This is a genomic window from Clostridium ljungdahlii (assembly GCF_001636845.1).
In the GTDB taxonomy this organism is placed as follows: domain Bacteria; phylum Bacillota; class Clostridia; order Clostridiales; family Clostridiaceae; genus Clostridium_B; species Clostridium_B ljungdahlii_A.
Genome location: NZ_LITT01000018.1, coordinates 35,224 through 42,016, shown reverse-complemented (window position 1 = coordinate 42,016; position 6,793 = coordinate 35,224). Strand labels below are relative to the sequence as shown.

Here is a 6,793-nt window from a genome sequence, read left to right as displayed (position 1 = left end):
TTATGCTTGTTTTTATCTGCGGACTTTTACTTTCAATTATGATTTTCTGGAATATAAACATGAAAAACTTGGTGGTCATTTTAAACCAAAAACAGCTTATAAAGATCAATAATCCGAAAGAATTAACTACGCAGATGAAAGATAAAAGTTCAAGTGGCAGTGTAGGATCTGCCGTTTTGGACCCCAAGACAGGAAAAGTTTATATTGTGAAGCCACAGCCAAAGAAAAAATAACATTGTGAAAATGAATAGGTTTGGATTCAGAAGTTGAGCCGATAAAAACTATCATATTTGAGTATAAACTCACATGATGATAGTCATTAAAATTGCTCAATTTCTGAAACAAGCTATAGAACGATGCCTGTTTCTGTAAGAATTATAAGAAATTCTTACGTAACCACATTCATCACACTCATCTATATATGGTGGACCGTTCTAACATTAAAGAAAAAACTATAATATTAGCTGATAGGGGATACGAAAGTTACAATATTTTTGAACATATTGGCGATAAAGGAACTTATCCAATAAACTTTAGAGTAGTTCGTTTTCCTATATCAGAAAATACTTATGAGGTTATCATTACAAATCTTACTAAAGAAGAATTTCCTTATGCTTTCTGGTTTTATTTTGGTAAAAATATAGAAAATTGAAAAAATAAGAATTATAATATAATTAGGTTAATTAAAACTAAGAAGGTGAAAATATGCTTGTTACTTGTGATAAATTACTGAAGGAGTATGATAATAAAAAAGCAAAAAAAATAGCCAAGAGAGTTAAATTTATAGGAATATTCAACAAGGATGTCTATAATATAACAGCTCCCTTTTTAAGCAATGGTAGAACAGTGATAGCTGGCAGGGTTGAATCAAAGAGAAGCAACGATTCCATGGTTCTTTTTTTTGAAAAGTATGAAGATGCATGGTGTCATATAATAGAATCACCTATTATGAATTTGGAAGATCCGTTTTTTACAAAGATAGGTAATGAAATGGTAGTAGGTGGAGTTGAAGTGTTTAATGATATAAATGATCCTAATAATCTTATATGGAGAACTATGATATATAAAGGCAAGGACATTTTTCATCTCAAACTTTTTTTTGTAGGACCTGAAGGAATGAAGGATTTACGCATAACTGAGCTAAAAGATGGTACAATAGGTGTATTAACCCGTCCTCAAGGAGCTAAAGGTGGAAGAGGAAAGATAGGCTTTGCAAAGATTAAAAGATTAAATGATTTGAGTATGGGAGTTATTGAAGATGCCCCTATTTTAAATGACTTTTTTAATGATGATGAATGGGGAGGAATCAACAGCATATATCCTATTGATCAAAATAATATAGGACTTTTAGGGCATATAGCGAAAGTAGACGAGAAGGGAATGAAGCACTATTATTCCATGACTTTTGTACTGGATATAAATTCCATGGCATATAAAGACGTACAGATAATTGCAAGCAGAAATGATTTTTTGCCAGGACCTAGTAAAAATGAAACACTTTATGATGTAGTCTTTAGTGGAGGACTAACGTTTAAAGGTAAGAAAGCCATTTTGTATGCAGGGATAAGTGACATTGAAGCACAGACACTTGAAATAGATAATCCATTTTATGATTATATGAATAAGAATCCAGAATTATACTTCGATAATTTATAGGAGGAAAAATGGATATAAGAAGATATAAAGGTAATCCAATTATAACCTGCAGGGATATAATTCCCTCCAGTAAAGACCTTCAGGTTGTAGGGGTGTTTAATCCAGGAGCAGCAGAGTGTAACGGAGAAGTGGTTTTAGCTCTGAGAATAGCTGAAAGAGTTAAGCAGGAAACGGAAGATTATATGAGAATCCCCCTTTTAGATGGAAATAATAAACTTAAATTGCTAACAATAAATAAAAAAGATGAAAACTATGATTTTAGTGATTCAAGAGTTATAAAAAAAGTAGACAGCAGTGTTGATTTTAACTATCTTACTTCCATGTCACATATAAGAATTGCAAGAAGCTGCGATGGTGTAAATTTTAAAATAGACGAGGTTCCTTTTATTTTCCCGGAAAACAAATATGAAAGTTTTGGAGTTGAAGATCCAAGAATAACTAAAATAGGCGATAATTATTATATGACTTATAGCGCAGTATCTAAGTATGGTATTGTAGTGGAGTTAGCTGTGACTAGTGATTTTAGAAGCTATAAAAAATTAGGTAATATTTTTAATACTGAAAATAAAGACGCAGTGATTTTCCCAGAAAAAATAGGTGAAAAGTATTTTGCATTAAATAGGCCGGTATCAAAGAGTACCGGCAATCCTGTAATATGGATATCTGAATCGGATAATTTGATCAACTGGGGAAATCACAAAATAGTGGCAGGTACTAGAGAAAACTCCTGGGATTCTGCAAAAATAGGGGCAGGGGTACCTCCTATAAAAACAGATGAAGGATGGCTTGAATTATACCATGGGGTAGATGATATGGAACATTATTCTATGGGAGCACTTTTACTTGATGCAAATTGCCCGGAAAAAGTTGTTGGACGAAGTAAAGAGCCCATTCTTAAACCTCAAGAGAACTATGAAAAATCGGGTTTCTTTTCAGATGTTATTTTTCCTTGTGGTTGTATTTTGCGGGGAGATGAATTATATATATATTATGGAATATGTGATAATTCTATTGGACTTGCGGTGGTAAAAATAAAGGATATTTTGAATACACTAGATTAGAGAAGTATTTTACAAGAGTACGTAAAAATTTTAAATACAAGGTTTTAGATACCATTAAGGAAGAGTTAGATGACCTTGATGGATTGCCCAATGAAGATGTAAGCAGCATTTGCAAAACATTGATAGGCTTGAAAAATAAATAAGGGGGATCTTGTTCTCCCCTTATTCTTAATCTACTATAGTACCTGGATTTAAAATCCCATGAGGATCAAATGCTTTCTTAATGCCTTCCATAATTTGAATTTCTCTTTTGGTAAATTGAAGTGGCATGTATTCTTTTCTGGTTTTTCCAGTTCCATGTTCTGCAGTTATTGTTCCACCATATTTTAATGCAATTTTGTACATTTCCTGTTTAAATTCTTCATAGTAAGAAGGCAATTTACCATTGTCACTTAGTATGAAATTATGAATATTACCATCTCCTATATGGCCAACTGCTGGAATTTCAGTATGGTATTTTTCAGATAAAGCCGATATATCGTCAAAGAAATCAGGCACTGCGGATGGTGGAACTGCCATGTCAAGCCCATCAGCTACATGGTCTTTAAAAGGAGTATAGGCATTGCTCCTTATAGCTAAAATTTCCTTCTGATCCTTTGAAGTTTCAGCTATAATGCTGTCTACTGCATTATGTTCTTCACATATTCCTACGATTTGTTCACTAGTATCATAAAGTTCATCTTCAGTTTTAGCGTCCAGCATGAGCATTAAATCCACAGAGCCTTTGGATGCAGGCCATTTAGTCCCAAGGTGTTCTGCAGCTTTTTTTGAAATAGGTCTGTCCATGTATTCAATGGCTAAAGGTGTAATTCCTTCTTGAAGTATTTTGGGAACGCAGTCACAGGCATCCCTTCTTGAATCAAAGGAAACTAGGAGAGTACCTGTGTATTTATTTTTTGCATATAATTTTAAAGTTACTTTTGTGATCACGCCAAGAGTTCCTTCGCTCCCAATCATCATTTGAAGCAAATCATAACCCATGTTGTTTTTTATTAGTTTTCCACCTAAAGTGACTATTTCTCCCGTAGGAAGAACTACTTCTAAAGCTTTAACATGATTTCTCATAATCCCATGTTTTACAGCCTTTGTACCTCCTGCATTTACAGCTACCATTCCTCCAATTTGTGCCCCTTCATCGCCGGGATGTATTGGGAAGAATAATTTATACTGTTTGTTTAATTCTTCAAGTAAATCTGCTAAAGTTACACCAGACTCCACTGTAATCATTAGATTCTTTTTATCAAATTCCACGATTTTATTTAATCTTTCCAGAGATAAGATTATACTTGGTTTTATGGGAACTGCCGCACCACATACACCTGTACCACCGCCCCTAGCAATTACAGGTATCATGATTTCATTTGCATATGCTAGTATTTTGGATATTTCTTCTGGCGAACCGGGTTTAACTACCACACAATCTTTTGAGGATTCAACACGAATTAAAGCTTCCGTTTCATCCTGCAAGTAACTTTGCATCTGGGATAGATCATCTGTAACCCAGTCTGCCCCAGTAATTTTTTTTAGATTTTCAATTATTTCTGAATTCAAAAATATTGCCCCCTTTTTAATAATGTACAATTATACTATTTTAGTTACATAGTCACTAGCTTTTATGCTAAAGTAGTCACATATGTCGTATATTTCTTTAAGAGTAGTGTCGTTTACTGGAATTCCATTTTCCATTTTATCCTTATAGGATTCTATTTCTTTCTCACCGTGAGTATATATTCTTGCAGCACCTTTTGCTTTTTTTGAATTTCTAAGTTCATTCAGGTAACTGGAAAAGCTTTCTTCAATGGATTGTTTATCCCCAAATATACCATAATCCACTGCAAAGAAATAATGACATGTTCCAGATCCATTTTCCCTATCTAAGCTAACTTTATTTGCGGTAAATCCTCCAGACAAAATTGCTGTAAACATTTCAACTGCAAGTGCAAATCCATAACCTTTATGTCCTCCAGTTGATTCTTTTGATCCTCCAAGAGGAAGAAGTCCGCCTCCGAAATTTTCCCTTACATTATTTAATACATCTAAAGGATTTGTAGTATCTTCACCGTCACTATTTAAAGCAAGGCCAAGGGGAAGAGGTTCATGCCTTTTATTATAAACTTCAATTTTTCCCCTAGTAACTACGCTAGTAGCCATATCCATTAAAAATGGGTAGGGTTTAGCTGGAAAAGATATGGCAATGGGATTTGTACCAAGCATAGCATCTTTTCCAAAGGTTGGTACCATTACAGCTGGAGAGTTGGTCATTGAAATTCCAAGAAGTCCTTCCTCCTCAGCCATTTTGGCATAGTAGCCTGCAATACCATAGTGATTTGAATTTCTAACTACTACCATCCCCATTCCTGAAGTTTTAGCTTTTTTAATTGCCAGATTCATGGCTTTTTTACCAATGAGCTGTCCCATACCTCCCATGCCATCTATTGTCGCAGATACAGGTGTTTCCTTTACTATTTTCATTTCAGAATTGATATTTATAAGGCCGCTTTTTATTTCACTGTAGTATTTTACTAGTCTTTGAATACCATGGGATTCAATTCCATATAAGTCTGACAAAAGTAAAACGCTAGTTATGGTTTCACTATCTTTCTGGTTGAATCCAAATTTCTCAAAAACCAAATTACACAGCTTTTTTATATCTTCATACTTAACCTTGGTGTATGACATATTATTCCTCCATTCAGCAAATTTACTTTAATACATAATAGTGTTACTATAGGAAATTATACCTCATTTAAATATAAAATAGAAGGTGATTGCTACCTAAATTTGAGGTATAATAATTGAATTAAGACAAAGAAGGTGACAAGTATTAAAAAGATAATTTTGATTATTTTATGTATTCTTTGGATGGGATTTATATTTTATAACTCATCAAATAATGGTGATATCTCTAACCAAAGAAGTTATAACATATTGGACAATTTAAGAAAAGAGTACAGGCAAATCAAGGAAAACAAAATTCTAAGTAAGGATTTAAATAGCAATGTTCAAATTAAGACTCAAAAAGAGCAAGTTAAAAGCGCATATGTGCATCCTACAGAAAATAGAGAAGAGAAGCTGAATTTAATTATAAGGAAAAATGCCCATGCATTTGAGTACTTTATACTTGCTATTTTAGTTAGTGGAGTGTTATTTGAATTTAATGTAAAAGGGGCAAAAGCTTTAATATACATAATGTTTGTATGTCTTTTTTATGCTGTTACAGATGAATTTCATCAAATGTTTGTGCCTGGTAGAAGTTCTCTTGTAAGTGATGTACTCATAGATTTTTTGGGAAGTTTGATTGGAATTTTTATTTTTTACGTAACTTATTATTTGGTTCATAAAATAAAATCAAGGCAAAAAGGAAGCCTAATTTTATTTAAGTAGATATTTTTTTGATTTTTCCAGGAAAATGTTATAGGTTTTTTCGTCAAAGTTGCACATTACAACTTTATTTAAACTTGTATCTTTCTTTTTGAAAAACTCTATAGTAGTTCCAAGAAGTATTTCTGCACATTTATCTTTTGGAAAGCCGAATATACCAGAACTTATGGCTGGAATGGATATAGAATGTAAATTATAGCACTCTGCCAGATTGAGCACACTTGTTACAGCTTTTTTAAGCTTCTCATTTTCATTGCCTTCACCCATTACAGGGCCTACAGTGTGTATAACAAATTTGGCAGGTAACTTATGTCCATATGTTATAATTGCCTTTCCAACAGGAACACTTCCAATTATTGATATAAGTTTATTGCTATCATTTTGTATTTCAAATCCACCAGCAGAGACTATGGCCAGAGCTGCGCCGCCTCCATGTTGTAGTCTGCTGTTTGCAGGATTTACAATGGCATCACTGTGTTCTTTTGTTATATCTCCTTTTTTGATTTCAATTGTTTTATTACCTATTTTAATCATATACTAATCCCCTTTCAGAAATTTTTTAAATGGTATTATGAAATTGTATAGTTCTGTTGATATAATTATATATCTTACTCTACAATTAGCAACAATAAGGATGAGTTACTTTTTTAATTATCACTTCTTAACTTTATGAATATAGGTATTCTAACTTAAAA

At 32.9% G+C, this 6,793-nt stretch carries 8 protein-coding genes; 5 read left to right on the top strand and 3 right to left on the bottom strand.

Going from position 1 to position 6,793, the window contains the following annotated elements; all coding sequences use genetic code 11:
• From WY13_RS21360 to WY13_RS09120, 4 genes are all read left to right on the top strand, one after another.
• A partial coding sequence (locus tag WY13_RS21360) for a hypothetical protein (RefSeq protein WP_063555372.1) occupies positions 1-233 on the top strand: 233 nt, incomplete at its 5' end.
• Positions 234-421: 188 nt separating this feature from the next.
• A complete protein-coding gene (locus WY13_RS21510; RefSeq protein WP_063555371.1) occupies positions 422-652 on the top strand; it encodes a hypothetical protein in 231 nt (76 codons plus the stop codon).
• Positions 653-705: 53 nt separating this feature from the next.
• On the top strand, positions 706-1,656 hold the full coding sequence (locus WY13_RS09125; RefSeq protein ID WP_013237269.1) for an MTP-1 family protein: 951 nt from the start codon (positions 706-708) through the stop codon (positions 1,654-1,656).
• 8 nt (positions 1,657-1,664) lie between these two features.
• Positions 1,665-2,717, top strand: coding sequence for a glycoside hydrolase family 130 protein (locus tag WY13_RS09120; RefSeq protein WP_063555370.1), 1,053 nt, complete (start codon positions 1,665-1,667; stop codon positions 2,715-2,717).
• Between the two features lie 168 nt (positions 2,718-2,885).
• Here the strand turns inward: WY13_RS09120 and WY13_RS09115 are convergent, their stop codons facing one another.
• Positions 2,886-4,268 (bottom strand): FAD-binding oxidoreductase, encoded by a 1,383-nt coding sequence (locus WY13_RS09115; protein WP_063555369.1) that lies wholly within the window; start codon positions 4,266-4,268, stop codon positions 2,886-2,888.
• A gap of 30 nt (positions 4,269-4,298) precedes the next feature.
• Positions 4,299-5,396: an Ldh family oxidoreductase gene (locus WY13_RS09110; RefSeq protein WP_063555368.1), complete on the bottom strand. Its 1,098-nt coding sequence runs from the start codon at positions 5,394-5,396 to the stop codon at positions 4,299-4,301.
• Positions 5,397-5,540: 144 nt separating this feature from the next.
• Here WY13_RS09110 and WY13_RS09105 point away from each other — a divergent pair, with 144 nt between their 5' ends.
• Entirely contained in the window at positions 5,541-6,101 is a 561-nt protein-coding gene (locus tag WY13_RS09105) for a VanZ family protein (RefSeq protein WP_063555375.1), read from the top strand.
• On the opposite strand, the gene WY13_RS09100 is transcribed toward WY13_RS09105, so the two are convergent.
• Positions 6,090-6,632: a macro domain-containing protein gene (locus WY13_RS09100; protein ID WP_063555367.1), complete on the bottom strand. Its 543-nt coding sequence runs from the start codon at positions 6,630-6,632 to the stop codon at positions 6,090-6,092. The two genes, WY13_RS09105 and WY13_RS09100, sit on opposite strands and share 12 nt — an antisense overlap.
• Between the last annotated feature and the right edge of the window lie 161 nt (positions 6,633-6,793).